The sequence below is a fragment of the Streptomyces sp. NPDC101194 genome (assembly GCF_044767885.1).
Taxonomy (GTDB): domain Bacteria; phylum Actinomycetota; class Actinomycetes; order Streptomycetales; family Streptomycetaceae; genus Streptomyces.
Map to the genome: position 1 here is coordinate 213,826 of NZ_JBIWOS010000005.1, position 17,043 is coordinate 230,868.

General features: G+C 69.0%; 13 protein-coding genes and 1 pseudogene. 7 read left to right on the plus strand and 7 right to left on the minus strand.

The window, feature by feature from the left end; genetic code table 11:
- Nucleotides 1-174: 174 nt before the first annotated feature.
- From ACIRP2_RS20855 to ACIRP2_RS20865, 3 genes are all read right to left on the minus strand, one after another.
- Complete coding sequence (locus tag ACIRP2_RS20855) at nucleotides 175-504, minus strand: antibiotic biosynthesis monooxygenase family protein (RefSeq protein ID WP_404252301.1); 330 nt, start codon at nucleotides 502-504, stop codon at nucleotides 175-177.
- Between the two features lie 184 nt (nucleotides 505-688).
- Nucleotides 689-1,969 carry an ATP-binding protein gene (locus ACIRP2_RS20860; RefSeq protein ID WP_404252885.1) on the minus strand — a complete coding sequence of 427 codons (1,281 nt, stop codon included), beginning with the start codon at nucleotides 1,967-1,969 and terminating at the stop codon, nucleotides 689-691.
- 490 nt (nucleotides 1,970-2,459) lie between these two features.
- Nucleotides 2,460-2,993, minus strand: a complete 534-nt coding sequence (locus tag ACIRP2_RS20865; protein ID WP_404252303.1) for a GNAT family N-acetyltransferase — start codon at nucleotides 2,991-2,993, stop codon at nucleotides 2,460-2,462.
- Between the two features lie 368 nt (nucleotides 2,994-3,361).
- Here ACIRP2_RS20865 and ACIRP2_RS20870 point away from each other — a divergent pair, with 368 nt between their 5' ends.
- The 3 genes from ACIRP2_RS20870 (at nucleotide 3,362) to ACIRP2_RS20880 (ending at nucleotide 5,807) form a co-directional block, all read left to right on the plus strand.
- Complete coding sequence (locus tag ACIRP2_RS20870; RefSeq protein WP_404252305.1) at nucleotides 3,362-3,793, plus strand: SH3 domain-containing protein; 432 nt, start codon at nucleotides 3,362-3,364, stop codon at nucleotides 3,791-3,793.
- A 243-nt stretch (nucleotides 3,794-4,036) separates the two neighbouring features.
- Complete coding sequence (locus ACIRP2_RS20875) at nucleotides 4,037-4,882, plus strand: teichoic acid biosynthesis protein C (protein ID WP_404252307.1); 846 nt, start codon at nucleotides 4,037-4,039, stop codon at nucleotides 4,880-4,882.
- 91 nt (nucleotides 4,883-4,973) lie between these two features.
- Nucleotides 4,974-5,807, plus strand: coding sequence for a DUF2690 domain-containing protein (locus tag ACIRP2_RS20880; protein WP_404252309.1), 834 nt, complete (start codon nucleotides 4,974-4,976; stop codon nucleotides 5,805-5,807).
- A 325-nt stretch (nucleotides 5,808-6,132) separates the two neighbouring features.
- Here the strand turns inward: ACIRP2_RS20880 and ACIRP2_RS20885 are convergent, their stop codons facing one another.
- Nucleotides 6,133-7,470, minus strand: coding sequence for an RICIN domain-containing protein (locus ACIRP2_RS20885; RefSeq protein WP_404252311.1), 1,338 nt, complete (start codon nucleotides 7,468-7,470; stop codon nucleotides 6,133-6,135).
- A gap of 183 nt (nucleotides 7,471-7,653) precedes the next feature.
- Between ACIRP2_RS20885 and ACIRP2_RS20890 the strand changes: the two genes are divergently transcribed.
- On the plus strand, nucleotides 7,654-10,437 hold the full coding sequence (locus ACIRP2_RS20890) for an AfsR/SARP family transcriptional regulator (RefSeq protein ID WP_404252313.1): 2,784 nt from the start codon (nucleotides 7,654-7,656) through the stop codon (nucleotides 10,435-10,437).
- Nucleotides 10,438-10,586: 149 nt separating this feature from the next.
- Nucleotides 10,587-10,892: pseudogene (locus ACIRP2_RS20895) on the plus strand (hypothetical protein); the annotation flags it as partial.
- Nucleotides 10,893-11,426: 534 nt separating this feature from the next.
- Here the strand turns inward: ACIRP2_RS20895 and ACIRP2_RS20900 are convergent.
- A complete protein-coding gene (locus tag ACIRP2_RS20900; protein ID WP_404252315.1) occupies nucleotides 11,427-12,335 on the minus strand; it encodes an MBL fold metallo-hydrolase in 909 nt (302 codons plus the stop codon).
- A gap of 664 nt (nucleotides 12,336-12,999) precedes the next feature.
- On the opposite strand from ACIRP2_RS20900, the gene ACIRP2_RS20905 reads away from it, so the two are divergent.
- Nucleotides 13,000-14,118, plus strand: coding sequence for a sulfite oxidase (locus tag ACIRP2_RS20905; RefSeq protein WP_404252317.1), 1,119 nt, complete (start codon nucleotides 13,000-13,002; stop codon nucleotides 14,116-14,118).
- A gap of 257 nt (nucleotides 14,119-14,375) precedes the next feature.
- Entirely contained in the window at nucleotides 14,376-14,594 is a 219-nt protein-coding gene (locus ACIRP2_RS20910; RefSeq protein WP_404252319.1) for a 2-oxo acid dehydrogenase subunit E2, read from the plus strand.
- Between the two features lie 409 nt (nucleotides 14,595-15,003).
- Here ACIRP2_RS20910 and ACIRP2_RS20915 read toward each other — a convergent pair whose 3' ends face one another.
- Together ACIRP2_RS20915 and ACIRP2_RS20920 are read right to left on the minus strand one after the other, a co-directional pair.
- The gene (locus tag ACIRP2_RS20915; protein ID WP_404252321.1) at nucleotides 15,004-15,852 is read right to left on the minus strand and encodes a cytochrome c oxidase assembly protein; all 849 of its coding nucleotides are present in this window, start codon (nucleotides 15,850-15,852) and stop codon (nucleotides 15,004-15,006) included.
- 11 nt (nucleotides 15,853-15,863) lie between these two features.
- Nucleotides 15,864-16,421 (minus strand): DUF2243 domain-containing protein, encoded by a 558-nt coding sequence (locus ACIRP2_RS20920; RefSeq protein ID WP_404252323.1) that lies wholly within the window; start codon nucleotides 16,419-16,421, stop codon nucleotides 15,864-15,866.
- Nucleotides 16,422-17,043: the final 622 nt, after the last annotated feature.

The window sequence follows — 17,043 nt, forward strand, 5'->3', positions numbered from 1 at the left end:
CTGGACCGGATCCCTACCTTGTCGGCCCATTCGGCAGGGCCTACTGCGGCCGACGATGCCTCACCGACGACAGGCCCGACACCGGTTCGGATCGCTCGGGCCCTCCTCCGCCGGCACCGCGATCCCGACCGTGATGCGAAGGCGCTGCCGAAGCTGTTCGCACGACGTCATGCTCTATGCGCTCGGCGGCGCCGCTTGCTGCACGACCTCGAAGGACCACAGTGTGGATTGGCTCGCCGCCGGCTTGGGGCGCTCGCCGCTCTCCGTGTCACCGCTCTGATGGGCCGTCTTCATGGGGCCCTCCATCCAGGCTTGGAAGGACTCTTCATCACGCCACCGCGTGTAGACGAGGTAGTTGTCGGTGCCTTCGACGGGGCGGAGGAGTTCGAACCACTCGAACCCGTCGGAGTTCTCCACGGCATGGGCACGGGAGGCGAAGCGCTTCTCCAGCGTCTTCCGCTGCTCGGTGGGGACAGTCAGTACGTTGATCTTGACTACGCTCATGGCCTCATCCTGCCGCACGGTGGTCGACGGGACGAGCAGCGGCTCGTGTCCGACATGTTTCCGCAGGGCGCCGCTCGGAGCGGGGCCGGCACCGGAGACTGACATCGCCGTCGCCCTCCGGGCCGACGGGCGCCGTTTCCCCAGTCGTCATGCCACGGCCGGCCCCGGCCTGGAGCATCCGACATCACATGCGCGCGTGGTGCTCGATGTCTTCTCTGAACTTGGTGAGAGCCTGGTCGGTGAGTGTGGGACGGGTGTCGGCGATGGCAGCAAGGTAGTCCTCGGTGCCGGCCGGTACGCCTCTGTGGTCGGTGACTTCGCGTTCGAATGCGGCATGGGAGCCCTTGCGGGCGGCGAACTCGATGTCGGCGGGCGTGAACATTTCACTGGCCGACACCAGTCGGTGCAGGTCGATGTCGTCGGCGGCTGGGCCGAGGTAGCGCTGCCAGATTGCCGCCCGGGCTTTCGGATCGGGGGGACCCACCGGAATGACGTAGTCGAACCGGCCGGGCCGCAGGAACGCCGGATCGAGGGAGCGGACGGAGTTGGTGGCGCAGACCAGCAGGCGGTCGTCCTGGTCGCGGAAACCGGGGATGAGCTTGAGCAGTTCGTTGGTGACTCCGTGGCCGGGATCGACGGCCAGACCGGACCGGACGCCGGCGATCTCCTCGACCTCGTCGATGAACAGCAGAACGGATTCCAGCACCGCCAGATCGGCGAACGTGTCCCGCAGTGAGGCGGCCAGGCCGCCGGCGGCACCCTCTGTGAGACGAGAGGGGAAGAGTTCCACGAACGGCCAGGCCAGCCGGGAAGCGACGGCCTTGGCAAAACTGGTTTTTCCCGTGCCTGGCGGGCCGAAAAGGATGACGGCTTTCGGTGGCGTCACCCCGTACCGGTCGGCCAGCACGGGCTCGGACAGCGGCAGCACGATGCGCCGCTCAATGGCTTCCTTCTCTCGTTCCATGCCCGCGAGGGCCCCCCAGAGCCCCTGCGGCAGCACCCTCCCGCCGAGCTCGGCGAGCAGGCCCGCATCACTCGCGCCGAGATGTTCGACCTTCTCGTAGAAGGTCAATCCGGCCCGAGTGCGGTAGCCGGATTTTTCCAGCGCCGTGGTTCCGGTGGTCCCCGGGGCGAGCAGTGCACCGATCCTGCGTACTCCCTGTATGCGCAGACGCCGCTCGATTTCCGCGATCAGGGCACTCCCGAGTCCGCGGTTTCGCCACATCCTTGCAAGTGCCACCAGTGTGATCCAGGCCCGTTCGCCCTGGGCCTGTGCCACTGCCATGCCCACCAGGTCCTCGCCGACCACCGCGACCACCGCGGTCCCGCCGGTCCGGGCTGACGCCATGGCCTCAGAGATGGGGAACACGGGAGGCATGTCGTCGGCCTGCCGGTCCTGATCCCATATCTGGATTGCACGGTCCAGATCGTCGTCATGGAAGTCCCGCACTCGCCACGTCGGCATCATCGCCACCTCGTCGGCAGGCCGCCACCGCCTTGCCGACGTCCTGGCATCAGGCCGTCCAGTGGCCGCTTCGCTCCTACCCATTCTCGGCGCCAACCAGATGCCCGTCGACCGGGCGGGCATTCACCTCTTGGCGGTAGCCGTCATCAAGGCTGCGGACAGCCGGCTTCGTTCGCTTCAAGCAGCAGTGTCTGTCCACCGGTCTGGCCGGCAGTTGACGGTCTCGGGCCCGTGGATGTTCACGAGAGTGCAACAGTCCATGGGGACGGGCCGCGGAACGAGCTGGACCTGCACCCGGCCGGAGCGAGCCAGGTGCCGCGCGGATCCGAGCTGCGCGCCACCACGCAGGCGGTCGGCGGGGCGACCAGAGTCTCGTTCGGCACGCCGAAGCGGAAGCGGACTGCGACGGCTCTTCCACTGTGTGTCCTGGTCGCGCCCTCGCGGGCGGTTGGTCGACGAAACACGTCGTAGATCATTTACGGAACAGCGCTCAGTCGGCGGTCCTGCCGGTCAGTTTCCTTTCCCAGAACACTTCATCGCGCCATGCACCGTCAGCGTAGAAGTGTTCATGGGCGATGCCCCATGAACTGAATCCGTGCTTGCGGAGGATCGCCTGAGACGCGAGGTTCTCCAGTTGGGTGTGTGCCTCCAGTCGATGCAGGTTCAGCTCATCTTCGGCGATCCGCAGCGCGAGGCCGACGGCACGGCTCGTGTGCCCGAGTCCCTGGTGGAGAGAAGAGACCCAGTAGCCGAGGAATCCCTTCTGGAACGGGCCGCGCAGGATGGAGCTGATGTCGACTTGCCCGATGACGGTCTCGTCGGAGACCACGACGCCGGGCCACGCGATCCCCTCGTCATGGGAGGCCAGAAGGGATTCGATGACCGAGGCCTGCCCGTCGGGCGTGTAGAACTCTGCGGGCCTCGCCGGCAGCCAGCGCGCATACGCCTGCTTGTCCTGGGAGAGCAGGCCGGCGAGTGCAGGGCCGTCGGCGGGCTCGATCAAGCGAATCGACGTGGAGTTCACGGGTGTTCTGCTGTCCTGTCAGCTGCGGTAGTCCGTCGCTTGCGCGGAAGTCTCGCGAAGGCCGCGCTCGACGATCGGCTCAAGGGTACGCCGCCGTCAGCCAGGTCGCTCAGGTCGGGTCCCCCAACGATCGTGCTCCGGCGTGACCGACCGCGACCCGTACTGACGCGCCCCTCAACCGCGGCCTGGCGGGAGGTTTCGCTGGTCTCCCGGGCGACGGCGGCTGGGACTCAACCGTCCCCTCGGGTGGGACGTCCCGCTTTCTCCCGGAAACGCGTGGGACGGAATCTTCGTCCGACGGCCAGGAAACGCTGAGCGGCACAGGATCTCACTCAGCCGATCCTGCAGACACCCTCATAGGAGAGTCCATGAACCGCACGATCCAGCGCAGCCTCGTGGCCACGATTGCGGCGATCGCGATGTTGCCCGCCGCAGTCGTTTCCGCCGACACCGCCGGCGCACAGCAGCGGCACACGGCGCCTCACCAGCAGATGCACCACCGACGCACGGCCCCGCCCCGGCTGTGGGCGCCCAGCCACTCCACGACCCGGCCCGTTACTTGCACCGGCCATGTGCAGGGCCGCGTGGTGACCCGCCACATGCCGCTCAGGATCCGCTCCGGCCCGGGCACGGGCTACCGGATCATCGGCTCGCTGCGTCCCGGCAGCACGGTCCACATCCCCTGCAAGAAGTACGGGCGCAACGTCCGCGGCAACCACCGCTGGTACAAGCTCTCCCACAACAAGGGCTACGTCTCCGCGCGCTACGTCCGCAACCTGAGCGCCGTCCCCTGGTGCTGAGCCGCTGTGCCCGCCCGTCCCGCCCACAGGGCGGGCGGGCCCGTTCCACAGAGCTCACGAGCAAGCAAGGAGACCCTCATGTCCCTTTCTCTTCCGTCCAGTCCGGGTCGCAGAGCCGTCCTCGGCCTTGGAGCTGCGGTCGCACTGGCCGCCGCACTCCCCGTCGGCAGGGCAGAAGCCCAGCCGAAGGCTCAGCCGCCCAGCCTGGCTCCGGCGGGCAAACCGTGGCTCCAGGGTGTAAGGATGCGCCATTCCACGGTGCTGCAGTCCTTCGCCTTCGACGAGCGGCACGGCCACATGTACGCGCTCCAGGTCATGGAAGGCGGCGTCCGGCTTCCGGGCGAGCCGCGCGCGTACACGCGTGCCGAGCGCGCGGCCCACGGCGACATGTGTCTGAACCGGTTCACCATGGGTGGCGCACTCACCGGCGACATGTACCTGCTGGGCTTCGGCCACGGCAGCGCCCTCGGCGTGGAGGACTCGGCCCGCCGTGCCGGCGCTCTGTGGACGGAGTGGGACGCACAGCCGGGCTCCGGCTACGGCCGTGGCATCTGCCGCTTCACCTTCACCGCGGGCCGGGTGCTGACCCGCGCCGACCACAAGGTTGCCACGCATCGCCCGCTCCCCGGCTCCACGAACAACCAGGTGACCCTCGACCCGGCGCACAACCGGCTGCTGCTGCGCTACAAGGTGGACGGCATACCGCGCTACGCGGTGTATGGGCTCGAACAGTTCGCGGCCGGGGACTTCCGGCCGGTCACCGGCTTCGCTCAGCCCGGCGCCGAACTGGGGCTCCCCTTCCAGGGCATGGCGCTGTACGGCCCGTACGCCTACCAGGTGCTCGGCCACGGATACGGCGCCGACAACCCCGCCGGCTCGGCCGGCGACGTCCGTCTGTTCCGTATCGACGTGCGTACCGGCCGTGTGGTGCAGCAGGTGCTGGACCACACGGCGAGGGGGCTCTACCCGCGCGAGCCGGAGGGCCTGGCTGTGCTGCGCCGGGGCGGGCCCTGGCTGTGTCTTGGCTTCACCCAGGGCCCGCCATCGGACCGCACCTTCTCTCTGTACTACAAGCCGATCGCCCGATGACTCCGGCCGTACGTGTGGCCGCCCCGACCCCAGGGCACACATCACGCGATCCGGAATGAACCGGATTCCTGATAGAAGGATTGGGAGCGGCATGAAGGAGCAAGCGACGGCCGGCCGACAGCAACTGCCCGACTCGCTCGGCCCCGACGGGCTGCTGCTGGTGGAGCGGCTGCGTGACCTCAAACAGCAGACCGGGCTGAGCCTGGCCGCGCTGGCCACACGCACCGCCCACAGCAAGTCCTCATGGCACCGTTATCTCAACGGCGTCAAGCTCCCGCCGCGTACCGCTGTCGAGGCGCTGGGCCGGATCGGGGGCACGGAGATGGCGCCGCTGATCGCCCTGTGGGAGAACGCCTGCCGTGCCGAGACCAGACCGCTGAACGCGACGCCGCAGCCCCCTGCGCCCCAGCCCCCTGCGCCGCGGCAGCCGGTCGCGGCAGCCGCCCGGGCGCGACGGCTGCCGACGACCGTCGTGATGGCCGTCTCCGCCACGCTGGTCGCCGTGGCCTGCGCCGTGGGTGCCCCGGTCCTGTCGAGCGGCAGCCCGAAGCAGCAAGCGGCGTCCTGCCGCATGGAAAGCTGCCGGGGGCAGTATCCGGGCTCCTCCCGCTGCAACCGGGACGCCCGCACCGAGAGCACCGTCACTGAGGACGCCTACGCCGTACGGCTCCGGTTCAGCCCGTCCTGCGCCACCGTCTGGTCCGAGGTGGAGACGGACGCGCACGATGGCGCCCTGGAGGTCTCGATCCGATCCGGAGCGGACGAGCTGCTCGCCTCGCACCGGGACAGTGTGACGCACGGCAAGAGCAGCCCGATGCTGCCCGCGACCAGCCCGACGGGGGCCGAGGCGTGCGTCGAGGTGGCGGACCGACTGGCCTGCACCGGGGCCGTACAGCTCTCCGCGAATCTGCCGGAGGCCCGCTGAGGCTCCCCTCCACCCATGCGCCTCGTGCGGGTGGGCTCTTGAAGCTGCTGTGTTGCTGATACTGGCGTACCCGGGTGTGACGAACGCGTTCGCGACGCCGAGATCGCTGCTGACGAGCGACCGGAAGAACGACGTCGAGACCCTGGCTCTCCGCCGTCGGATCGCGGTGCCGGAGCAGCAACCGGGCGGGGAGCGCGTGCGATTCCACCTGACGCCCGGACTCTTCCGGCGTCGCTGCTGCAGCCATCTGCCTGCGTCGCGAACGGTCGACCGAGCAGGCTGAACCCGACCAACGGAACCGTGACCGTTGGCCGGGCTCACCGGGTCAGACCATGCGCCAGTCCCAGACCTGGGACGGCGTTCCGTTGCAGTCGTGGAGCTGAAGGTCGCGCCCCGGGCTGAAGTCACCGGACGGCACGTCGAGGCATTTGCCGGACATGGGGTTGCGCAGGGCGCGGTTGTCGTGCCACCAGAGCTGCGAACCGGTGCCGTTGCAGTCGTAGAGCTGAACCCGGGTGCCGTTGGCCGTGGACCCACCCGCCACGTCCAGGCACTTGCCGAAGGCGCGCATCTCGAACGCGTTCTGCTTGAGGATCGGGACGCGGCTCCACGCCTGCGAGTTGGACCAGTTGCACGAGTAGATCTGTACGGGAGTGCCGTTGTCGCTGCGGCCACCCTCCACGTCGAGGCAGAGGTCGCGGTCGCCCACGCTCCAGCCCAGACCCTTGTCGGTGTCGTTCACGAACCGCCACGCGTCCTGGTTGTCGTAGCCGATCCAGTCGGTGGAGATCATGTTGGGCATGCGCCCGACCGTGGCGGACTCGCAGGCCGTCTTGACCGTCTGGTAGAAGTCGTCGTAGGTACGGGAGCTGAACTGGTTGTTGATGAACAGCTTCTGGAATGCCCGCTGTCCGCTCGCGCCGTACCTCCCGCCGACGTTCAGCGGGTCGGAGATCCCGTCTCCGCTGCGGTCGGTGCACTGACGGATGCCGTTCTCGTAGTGGTTCTGGATCGTCCAGTCCCTCATGGGGAAGATACCGATGTCCTGCCGGTCGGCCTTGCCGGACAGAACCAGCAGCCGCTGGTTGGTGTCGACCATGTCCTGGACCCGGGGCCAGCCGGTCGAGTCGACTCTCCAGGCGCGCGGGTCGAACATCATGGAGTGGGCGCCGGGGACGGAGTCGAAGGCCTCGGCCAGCAGGTCCTTGGAGGCGGAGTCCTCCAGGGTGAGGACGAAGACCTCCTGCCGGTTGTTGTCGAGGAAGTCCACGATGGTTCTCAGGTGGTCGGCCAGCGGGCGGCCCCACTGGCGGAACACCTCGCCGTGCCCGGTGCGCGCGAAGGGCGGGCGGTCGTCGCCCGTGCCGTAGTTGTAGTCGTAGACGTCGAGTTCGGTGGCACGCACGCCCTGGTTCCACAGCTGGTCGCGCAGCGAGTACGTCTGGTTGGTGAACGGCGCGCTCATACCGTCGGGTCCGTTGGCGTAGCCGTTGTGGCTGGCCAGCAAGGTGATCTCGTCGAGATGGCGCTCGCCCCATCCGCCGCCGGGCAGTTCGGCGTGCGCGGGCGCGGTGAGGGCGGCGGAGAGCAGGCCGCCCAAAGCGAGTACGGGCAGGAAGCGGCCGAGGACGGCCCTGCTCCATCTGCCGATGGTGTGGTTCATGGATCCGCTCCGTTTCGTTGTGTGTCGTGCGGGCTGTCCAAGGTTCGGCGCGGGTTGCCAGGAAGAACTCAACGTTCGATGAACGTCGCGGGGGAACCCGGCAGAAGGGCGGCGGGAAGGCGGCGTGTTCCAGGGCGGGCTGGGGAAGGGACACGGCTACCATCCTGGTCAAGGGGTAGGTTCATGCGGGGGTTTGGGAAGACACTGGAACCGTCGAAGAATCTGACGGTGCATCTGCTGGGACCGGTCGGCGCAAGGCGTGGTGGTGAGCGGATAGCGCTCGGACCACCGCAGCAGCAGGCGGTCTTCGCGATGCTGGTACTGCGGCGTGGGCAGGTCGTCACGGTCGGGCAGTTGGTGGACGGGGTGTGGGGATCGGCCGCCGCGCCGCGCTGCGCGTCCTCGGCCGTACGCACATATGTCTCCCAGTTGCGCGCGGCCCTGGAACCGGACCGGCCCGCACGGTCCAAGAGCCGGTTGATCGTCGCCTCGGAGGGCGGCTACCGGTTCCTGGAGTCGTCGGTGGACGTGGACGCCGAGGTGTTCGCGCACGAGACCGCGGAGCGGCGCGATTGCACCGAAGCCGTGTACGAGCGGTTGTCACGCGCGGTCGGACGCTGGCGGGGCATCGCTCTGGCCGGGGTGCCAGGCCCCTGGGCGGAGCACCACCGCGAGCAGTTGGCCGAGTCCCTGGTGGCGGCGCGCGAAGACCTGTACGCCGTGGCCGTCGAGCTGGGACGGCACGAGGAGGCCGTGGCCGAACTGCCCGCGATGGTGAAGGAGTTCTGCTTGAGGGAGCGGTCGCACGGGCTGCTCATGCTGGCGCTGCAACGCGCCGGACGCCAGGCCGATGCCGCCCGTGTCTACGACGAGGCGTGCGAAGTGCTGGAGCGGGAACTGGGGACGCGGCCGTCAACGGAATTGACGGAGCTGCACCACGTACTGCGCGCGGGGCACACGGTACATTCCCCCGCATGGCCCGTGGGCACCGGCGTCCGTCCCGCGGCCCCTCCCCTCCGCCCGGACCGGTCAGCGGGCGCCTTCGGGCGCCCGCGGCAGTCGTCCATGGGCGCGGACCGGCGGTCCGGCGCATCCGCGTTCGCCGGCACCCTGCGGGGCGGCGCGGCAGTGACCGCCGCGCCGCTGCCCTCCGGCATCGGGTACTTCACCGGGCGTGGTCGGCTCGTCGAGGAGATAAGGGCACACCTGCTCCGGGCCCGCCCCGGGCACAGTCGGGCCGTCGTCATCGCGACCGTGGTCGGCATCGCCGGCGTCGGCAAGACCGCGCTCGCCGTCCACGTGGCACACGGCCTGCGCGAAGCCTTCCCCGACGGCCGGCTGTACATCGGCCTGCGGGCAGGCTCCCAACCGGCGGATCCGGCCGGTGTGCTCGCCGATCTCCTCTCGGCTCTCGGCACCCCGCCCGACCGGCTGCCGCTTGACAGGGAAGAGCGGGCAGCGCTGCTGCGCACCCTGCTCGCCGACCGTCGTGTGCTGCTCGTCCTGGACGATGCCCGTGACGCCGCCCAGGTCCGCCCGCTCCTGCCCGGCACCGCTGGTTCCGCGGTCCTTGTCACCACCCGGGCTCCTCATCTCGCCCTGCCCGGCGCCCGCTCCTTCGCCGTGGACGTCTTCGGCAAGGCCGAGGCGGTGACCTTGCTGGGCAGGCTCGCGGGCGCCGCACGAGTGGCCGCGGAGCCCGAAGCCGCCCGGGATCTGGTCGACTCCTGCGGCCGCCTGCCGCTCGCCGTACGCATTGTCGGTGCCCGCCTCGCCGCCCTCCCCTGCCAGAGCCTGCGCGCCTTCGGCGCGCGGCTGACCGACACCCGTGTATTGCTGGATGAATTGAGCCACGGCGACCACATGGTGGAGTCCGCCTTCCGGCTCGGCTACGACGCGCTGACCCCCGACCTGGCCCGGGCCTTTCGTTTCCTGTCCCTCCTCGACGCCCCCGACCTGCCGCTGCCGGTCGCCGCCGCTCTGCTCGGCACGGAGGAGCACACGGCCGAGGACCTCACCGAGGCCCTGGTCGACGCCGGGATGCTGGAGTCCCCCGCCCCGGGCCGCTATCGCCTGCATGACCTGCTGCGGCTCTACGGCCGAGGTCACGCCGAATCCACGGAGCGTGCCGAGGACCGGACAAGGGCGCTGCGCCGGGTCCTGGCCCTCCTCTACGGCGGCGCGGTCCACGTGGCGCACACGGCTCTGCCGGATGACGCCCCCTCCCCCGCCTGGCTCCACCCGGCGGACCATACGGGCCTCGCCTTCGAGGACACCGATCAGGCCCGGGCCTGGTTCCGCGCGGAGCACGCCGTGCTGACCGCCGCCGTGGAGCAGTCGCTGGCATCGGTCCCCGACGCCCTGCGGATGGCCGTGGACCTGTTGATGCTGATCGCGGTCTGCAGCCTCTTCCCGAGCCGCGGCCACTACGACGAGGCCTGTCGGCTCGCCGGATCGGCTGCCCACCGGGCAGCGGAAGCCGGCCAACCCGAGTACCGGGCCAGGGCGCTGCACACCCGGGCCTGGCTTTCATGTCTGGTGGGCAACTACGTGGCGGCGGAGGCGGACCTGCGCGCCGCACTCCGCTGGGCGGAGGTCGCCAACAGCCACCGACGCCTTCACATGTCGGGGGTGCTGCTGGCACTCGTACTGCGAGCCACCGGCCGCGTACAGGAGTCGGAAGCCGCGATGGCCACGGCCGAGCGGTACGCGGGCGACACGGACAACCCGGCCAGCCCTGCCGGCCTCGCTCGGTTCGTGGCCCGGCTGCACGTTGCCGTAGGCGCGGATCAGCCGCCCTCCGGACTACCCCTGATGACACCGCTGATGCGCCAAGTGGACGCCCGCGGCACATCGCTGGTCAGGGCCGAGGGAGTGATCCGGCTGGGGGCCACGCTGAGCCGAACGGCCAAGTCGGGTGGCTGGTCACAGGCGGACTCGAAGGACGGCGCGGAGACAAGCGGATAGGGGCTTGACCCGAATCCTGGACACGGGCCATGCGGCCGGGGCCAGGGCGGTAGTGCATTCGGCAAGCCGCAGAGGGATGTTGCCGCAGTCGTCGCCTTCGCGTGGGCACCGACCAGGAGGCCTGAGACCGGCAGCGCCTCGAGTGCAACCTCCTCAACCGGGCCGCGGAACGCGATCTCATCCCCATGGCACGGGCGATGGGGCTGGGCGTGACCACTTGCTCACCTCCGGCGGGCGGCCTGCTCACCGGCAGGTACAACCACACCGACCTGCCGCAGCGACCGCCGGATCCGGGGAAAGCACCTGTAAGAACTTCGACGCCGGGCTGGGTATGGTCACCGAACGCAACCGGAGCCGTTGTTGCCGCCTCAAGTGATGCCCGTTCCTCCGTCGCCCTAACGCTGGGGCACGGCCCCGCGGACGTCTCCCGTCGCCTTGTCGGTGATCACGAGTAGGCCGCCTCCACGCCACCCGGGACGCCCCAGCATCACGTCGATGCAGTTTGCGTCTTCCAAGCATTGCAAAACGGCCATTTCGCCCGTTGCGTAGTTCCTTTCCCGAGCCATACGCCAAGCTGTTTGTCATGCGTCGTCACATGTCACCATGAGCCGCTCCGAATCCCATAGAGTCGGCGATCCTGCGTCGGCCGACAGTGAGGCGGCTTCGCTGCCGTCGCGATTCGGCGAGCCCGCGGACACGGGCGCACCTCTCAACTTCGTGGCCTGGATTTCATGAGCATGCCGTCGTGGACGGCGGTGCGAGCCATCCCGGACTCCTGACAGTGTGTCAAAACCATGTGCAGGCAATGGGAGACGGTGACCTGCGAGATGCCGGCGTCAGGCCGGTTGGCTCTTCCTCCGCCTCGCCGTTGCATCCGTCACCGTCCGCAGCCTGATCTGCGAGACCCGCACCCACTACCCGCTGCAGCACACGCCCCGTCACACAACGCCCCAAGTGATCCATTCCTCGGCCGCTCTCAGGCCTTCGGTCTAATCGATGAAGACGCTCCAGGCGACCGCGTTGAGGTTGTCACGCAGGAAGATGTCGGTTCCGGCCAGGCGCTCGTCCCAGGAAGGCATCAGCTCCGCCGCGCGCGTGACGACCGCGTCCATCCAGACCTTCAGTTCGGCCTGTCGGTTGTTGTGCGGGACCTTGGCAGCGGCCGCGCTCTCCTTCAGGTCGACCGTCCGCAACGCCTCGGCGGCGGCAGTGCGCAGGTCGCGGATGAACTCGCGGTTCGTCGCCACGTCCTCGGGGGTGCCGGGCAGGGCCATGTGGCCCGTCACGATGGTGTCGAAGTCGTACTCGAGCAACTCATCCATGGCCTCGTAGTACGCCGGCACGTGCGCGGAGAAGTACAGCCGGAAGAACGGTGCACTCTTCGGTGTGAAGCTGTCGATCGCTCCCATGAGCCTCTGCTGCGGGAGGTGGATGAACAGGTTGCCGGCCACGTGCCAGTCCCCCGTGTAGTCGAGGGCGAACCGGACGCCGTCGATGTCCATCTCCTTGTGCCGGCCACTGAAGGTCTCCGTGGGCAGCGGCCGCCGATCGTCCTTGGCCTCCTTGATGAGGTCGCCGGTGATCTCGTGCGTAATGATCTTCAGCCCGTCCCGGTTCAGCAGGTGAGCGGCCCCGATGTGGTCGGCGTGCGCGTGGCTGTAGATGAGGTGGGTGAGGGGCTTGGGAGTGACCGACTCCATGGCCTCCAGCAGTTTGTCCCCGAGAAACGGCGAGGCGTCCACGAGGACGACGCCGTTCTTGGTCACCAGGAACATCGTGTTGATCATCCCTTGCGTGACGAGGTAGGCATCGCCGCCCAGGTCGGTGACGGCATACCCGGTGGACTCCGGGATGTCCGGCCCGAGGGCGAAGTCGGGCACAGGCTTGAACTCGGTCACGGTGATCTCCTCCTTGCGGTTCCGTCCGGCGGGCGCGCGTGGCGATGCGGCTGTGAACGGAGGACGTTCGGGGCCTGTTCGACCCCAGGAGGTCGAGGCCGGGGACGGCGAGCTCGTCGATGGCGGCGATGGGCGTTCCGGCTTGTCGCCACCCTTCGAGGCCGAGTCGGCCCAGCGGGCGGCGATCCTTGAGCCCGTTTCCCGTCGGCCGGCTGGACGGTGCGGGCGCAGGGGGCGCAGGCCCCTGCGGAGTCCCGCCGTACAACGCCGATGAGGCCGACGGGCCCGTATCCAGAATGGCAGGCGCTGCGTGGCCGCGCAGGAGTTGTGGGAGGCATCGGGAGGTCCGCGACCCGGCCAAGGACTGTCCCGTAATCCCTGGTGGATCGGCGCGCGGCGTTCGCTCGCGCAGGTGGAACGGGGGTCGGACTCGGCGCCCTCGTCGGTGTCCGCCCATGGCTCTCCTGAGCGGCAGGCTCCGGCGACGCCACCGAGGCGGCGTCGGCCTCGGTGGCGACCCGAAGCACATTGGCCGCTCCCCTTCCCGTGCGCGCGGGATGACGTGCCGCCCTTCATCGGGCCAGGCGACGAATCTCTGCCGTTTCAGCACCTGCCGGCCCCCGCGCCATCCGTACGCCACCGGCCCACCCGGATGGTGAACGGGTTGGCGTCCGCACCCAAGGTGATGGACATTGATCTCATGGATATATGGGGCAAATGCAACGAAATGCTTGTGTATCAGGACGAGCCCTACAACGCCGAAACGCCTCCTGGTGCTCTCGCAGCCCAGATCACCTCCCTGGACACGTTCTACAGCCGCAACCACGCGCCGATCCCCCGCATCGACTCCGCGAGCTGGCGGCTGCGGGTGGAAGGTCTGGTCGATCGTCCCCTGGAGTTGTCGATGGACGATCTGCACCGCTTCACCGAGCGGACCGTGGTGGCGACGCTGCAGTGCGCCGGCAACCGCCGCGCCGATCTCATCGAGGTCCGAGAGATTCCCGGTCAGGTCCCCTGGGGCCCAGGAGCCATCTCCACTGCGAGATGGAGCGGGGTGAGCCTGGCAGAAGTACTGGCCAAGGCCGGAACGCAGCCGGAAGCGGCCCACATCACCTTCACCGGCGCCGACGTGTCACAGCAGGCCGCCCCACCCCAGCCCTTCGGCGGCTCCATACCAGTGGCCAAGGCAACCTCCAGTGAGGTGCTCCTGGCCTGGGCCATGAACGATCAGGCACTACCCGCCGCGCACGGCGCTCCCCTGCGCGTGATCGTTCCGGGCTGGATCGGCGCCCGCAGTGTCAAATGGCTGCAACGCATCAGCGCACAGGCCGAACCGACCGACAACTACTTTCAAGCCGAATACAGTGTCCTGCCCCCCGAAGCCGACCCCGAGGCCGTTGGACCGGGCGACGGCATCACCCTCGGCCCGGTCGCCATCCACTGCGCCATCCTGCGGCCCGCCAGGAACGACCACCTGCCCCCTGGACCGACCGAGGTCAGCGGGTTCGCCTTCGCCGGGGACGACCGTACCGTGGCACGCGTCGATGTCTCCGCCGACCATGGCAGCACCTGGACCCCCACGGATCTCGACCCCCCGGAGAATCCCTGGACCTGGCAGCACTGGCGTGCCATGGTCACCCTGCCCCCCGGTGAGGCCGAGCTCATCGCGCGCGCCTGGGACTCCACCGCGGCCGTGCAGGCCGAATCCCCGGAGACCGTCTGGAATCCCAGGGGATACGCCAACAACGCCGCGGCGCACCTGCACATCACATGCCGTCCTTGACCGAACGCTTCGGCAGAGCTGCAGGGCCCTGTCGCCGCGGCGCCGCAGGTCAAGGCGAGCCCACCCGATCACCGCGGAACCCGACAACGGGCGACTGAGGCAACCGAGGGGACTTCCCATCCCTGACACCAGCATCGCCTTCCGCAGCAACGCGTGGCAGGCGTTCTTTCGAGGACGGGGTTGGGGCGGGCGCCAAGCCCGCGACCCATTCGAGACGAACTGGGATCCGCCCCGGTGAATCGGGGCGGTCACGCCCCGTGGCGACGGTCATCCGCCGTGACCGGCCCGGGGTGGTGCGCTGGGCGGAACGATGTCCAGGCGCGAGGGACGCGGCGCGGACGCAGGCGATCGAGCCGCGCCGGGTCGCGCAGCCGGCCCTGTCCTGCGACCACCGGCTCATCGACGGTCAGCAGGGCTCCGAGCTGACGGCCGACATCGTCGCCGTCGTCCACGATCCGGGCCTGGCGATGCCCTGACCCGGCGGCGGCGCGGGTTCCGGTGAGCGGGTGGGCGGTCGGGGCAGTGGCGGGACAGCGCACGCCCGACGCGGTGAGCCGCAAGGCCATCACGTGCCCGAACGCCGGAACCTCGGCGATCATCTCGCCGATGGCAGCCGAGCGACAAATCGTGGGAACACTTGCACAGACCGGGCCTTGAACCCGGAGCAGTGGCTGTTGACATGTCACTGAAAGACCTCTGGGACAGAGCACCGCACACCTTGACCTTGGTCACACCGGAAGCGGCGAACAACTTCATCGCCGGCTGCCGAGATCTTTCACACCAGGTGAACGCCACGTATCACACATGGCGACACTCACCGGTTGAACCGTCTCCGCCCTGATCAAAGGGCTTCACGCACGACCTGGGGCAACGCACACCATCGCTTCAACCGCTCAAGATCGCCCTACTGTCCCTTCCGGCCGCATCCCGGCCGACCCCCGTCCATGGACGACATGGTCGGCGCCCAGGCCGCCAAGTGGCGACGAGGGCTGCGGCAAGGAGGAGTTCGGCGATATCGCCGCCGTAGTACATGATCTCCGCCCCGCCTTGAACCTGGTCGATGGGTGCGTGAACGTTGATGAGGAAGCCGCCGTAGATCAGCTGGGAGATCGAGGCATGCGCCGCGACGGCGATCCCGAGGACGACGAGCCGCGCGGGGACGCCGGGCCGGGTCGGGGCGGGGTCGGGGCCGGCGATGACCCAGGCGAACAGGCAGCCGGACAAGAGGAAGTGGGCGTGCATCAGCCAGTGCAGCACGGGCTGGTCCATGGTCGCGTTGTACCACGGGGTGAAGTACAGGAGCGCAAGCATGCCGGTGCTCAGGGCCAGGGCGGTGACCGGGTGGGCGAGCACTCTGGCCGGGCGGCTGTGCAGAACGCCCACCAGCGCGCGGGCGCGGGCGGCGGGCAGCGTGCGCAGCAGCAGGGTGACCGGCGTGCCGAGCACCAGGGCCAGGGGGGCGTACATGCCGATGAGCATGTGTTGGGCCATGTGCCCGCGGAAGTCGCCGTGGGCGAAGGGGGCCAGCGGTGGCAGCAGTGCTCCGGCCAGCAGGGTGCATCCGGTCAGGAAACTCGCCGTCCGCCGGCGTCCCCAGCCTTGGACGGGGTTGCGGTGCCGGGCCCGGTCCGCGAGGACGAGGTAGGCGGCAGCGAGCAGGATGACCGCGGCCGGCGGCAGCAGGGTCTCCCACAGACCGCTACCTGCGCCGTGGTCGTGCATGTGACGATGCATGTCGATGTCCATCAGGCGTGCCGGGCGGGCCGCTCGGAGACATCGAGGTCGAAGGGCCGGCCGCTGCGCTGGAGAAGGTAGCCGCCAATGACCAGGAGAAGGCCCAGGAGCAGGAAGCCCATGTCCCACCAGATCTGGTGGGGACCGCCGTGGACGTGGTGGATGCCGAGGATCTGATGGTCCAGGAGACCCTCGACGATGTTGAACAGGCCCCAACCGACCAGGATCCACCCCCACAGCACCCGGGAGGTCCATACCCGGCGACGCTGGTGAGTGACCCGGGAGTACAGGATGCCCAGGCCCAGGATGACGGCGACCCAGCAGACGGCGTGAAAGATGCCGTCCCACAAGGTGTTCATCTCCAGACCGGAGACCGTGTTCGCGGGGTAGTACTTCACGCCGATGCGGTCGTGGTCGGTGCTGGTGAGCATGTGGTGCCACTGGAGGAGCTGATGGAACAGGATGCCATCGACGAATCCGCCGAGCCCCACTCCCAGCACGATTCCTGGCAACTGGATGCTCTTGGGCAGCGTGCCCTCTCGTGTCTGACCAGTGGTGGTGGTGGCCATCGCCTGTCCCGTCTGATCTGTCCATCGGATACGTGAGCCTGAGCCAATACGCCTTCCCGCTCTGATCCACCCATCACGATCGGGCGTCCTTTCGGCCGAATGGCACCGCCATTCGAGGAATTGCGCGCTCGGGTCGTGCTTGTGGGCGGGGCCGATGACGCCGAGCATCCGATCCCGGCGCGGCCCGTGAGCTTGTGCGCTTCAGCGGGGCGCTGACCTGGTCCTGAAATGCGTCGGCCAGACCCCGGCAGCCCTCCCTCGGCGCCGCGGAAATGCCCGCCGACCAGGTTCGACGCGACGTTCCGCCGGCCGCCGTACACCCGTGTGGCCGAGCGGCTTTTTGGGAAGGGCCGGTGCAAGGTGGTTAGCTGCTGCTGCCGTCCGGTCTGCGCATCTGCCAACGGCTGACCGTGACCGGACGACAATTCCGCCCCCTTCGGGGAAGGGGGCGGAATCGAGTGTCCGGCGGCGCATTTCCTCGCTGTACGGCAGAGCCTTGGCTCCCCGGTCCGGATCGTTCGCATGGGCAGTGGGAGTAATCGTCGAGGCTTGTGGAATGGGGCAGTGGGGTGCGTGGTGCGGCCGTTCGAGCTCCGACATCGCTCGAGATCGGAAAAGCCAC

What these genes read in the sequence shown, in the direction of transcription:
- ACIRP2_RS20855 (WP_404252301.1), bottom strand. Translation starts at nt 504, where the DNA reads ATGAGCGTAGTCAAGATCAACGTACTGACTGTCCCCACCGAGCAGCGG.
- ACIRP2_RS20860 (WP_404252885.1), bottom strand. Translation starts at nt 1,969, where the DNA reads ATGCCGACGTGGCGAGTGCGGGACTTCCATGACGACGATCTGGACCGT.
- ACIRP2_RS20870 (WP_404252305.1), top strand. Translation starts at nt 3,362, where the DNA reads ATGAACCGCACGATCCAGCGCAGCCTCGTGGCCACGATTGCGGCGATC.
- ACIRP2_RS20875 (WP_404252307.1), top strand. Translation starts at nt 4,037, where the DNA reads ATGCGCCATTCCACGGTGCTGCAGTCCTTCGCCTTCGACGAGCGGCAC.
- ACIRP2_RS20880 (WP_404252309.1), top strand. Translation starts at nt 4,974, where the DNA reads ATGAAGGAGCAAGCGACGGCCGGCCGACAGCAACTGCCCGACTCGCTC.
- ACIRP2_RS20885 (WP_404252311.1), bottom strand. Translation starts at nt 7,470, where the DNA reads ATGAACCACACCATCGGCAGATGGAGCAGGGCCGTCCTCGGCCGCTTC.
- ACIRP2_RS20890 (WP_404252313.1), top strand. Translation starts at nt 7,654, where the DNA reads ATGCGGGGGTTTGGGAAGACACTGGAACCGTCGAAGAATCTGACGGTG.
- ACIRP2_RS20915 (WP_404252321.1), bottom strand. Translation starts at nt 15,852, where the DNA reads ATGCATCGTCACATGCACGACCACGGCGCAGGTAGCGGTCTGTGGGAG.
- ACIRP2_RS20920 (WP_404252323.1), bottom strand. Translation starts at nt 16,421, where the DNA reads ATGGCCACCACCACCACTGGTCAGACACGAGAGGGCACGCTGCCCAAG.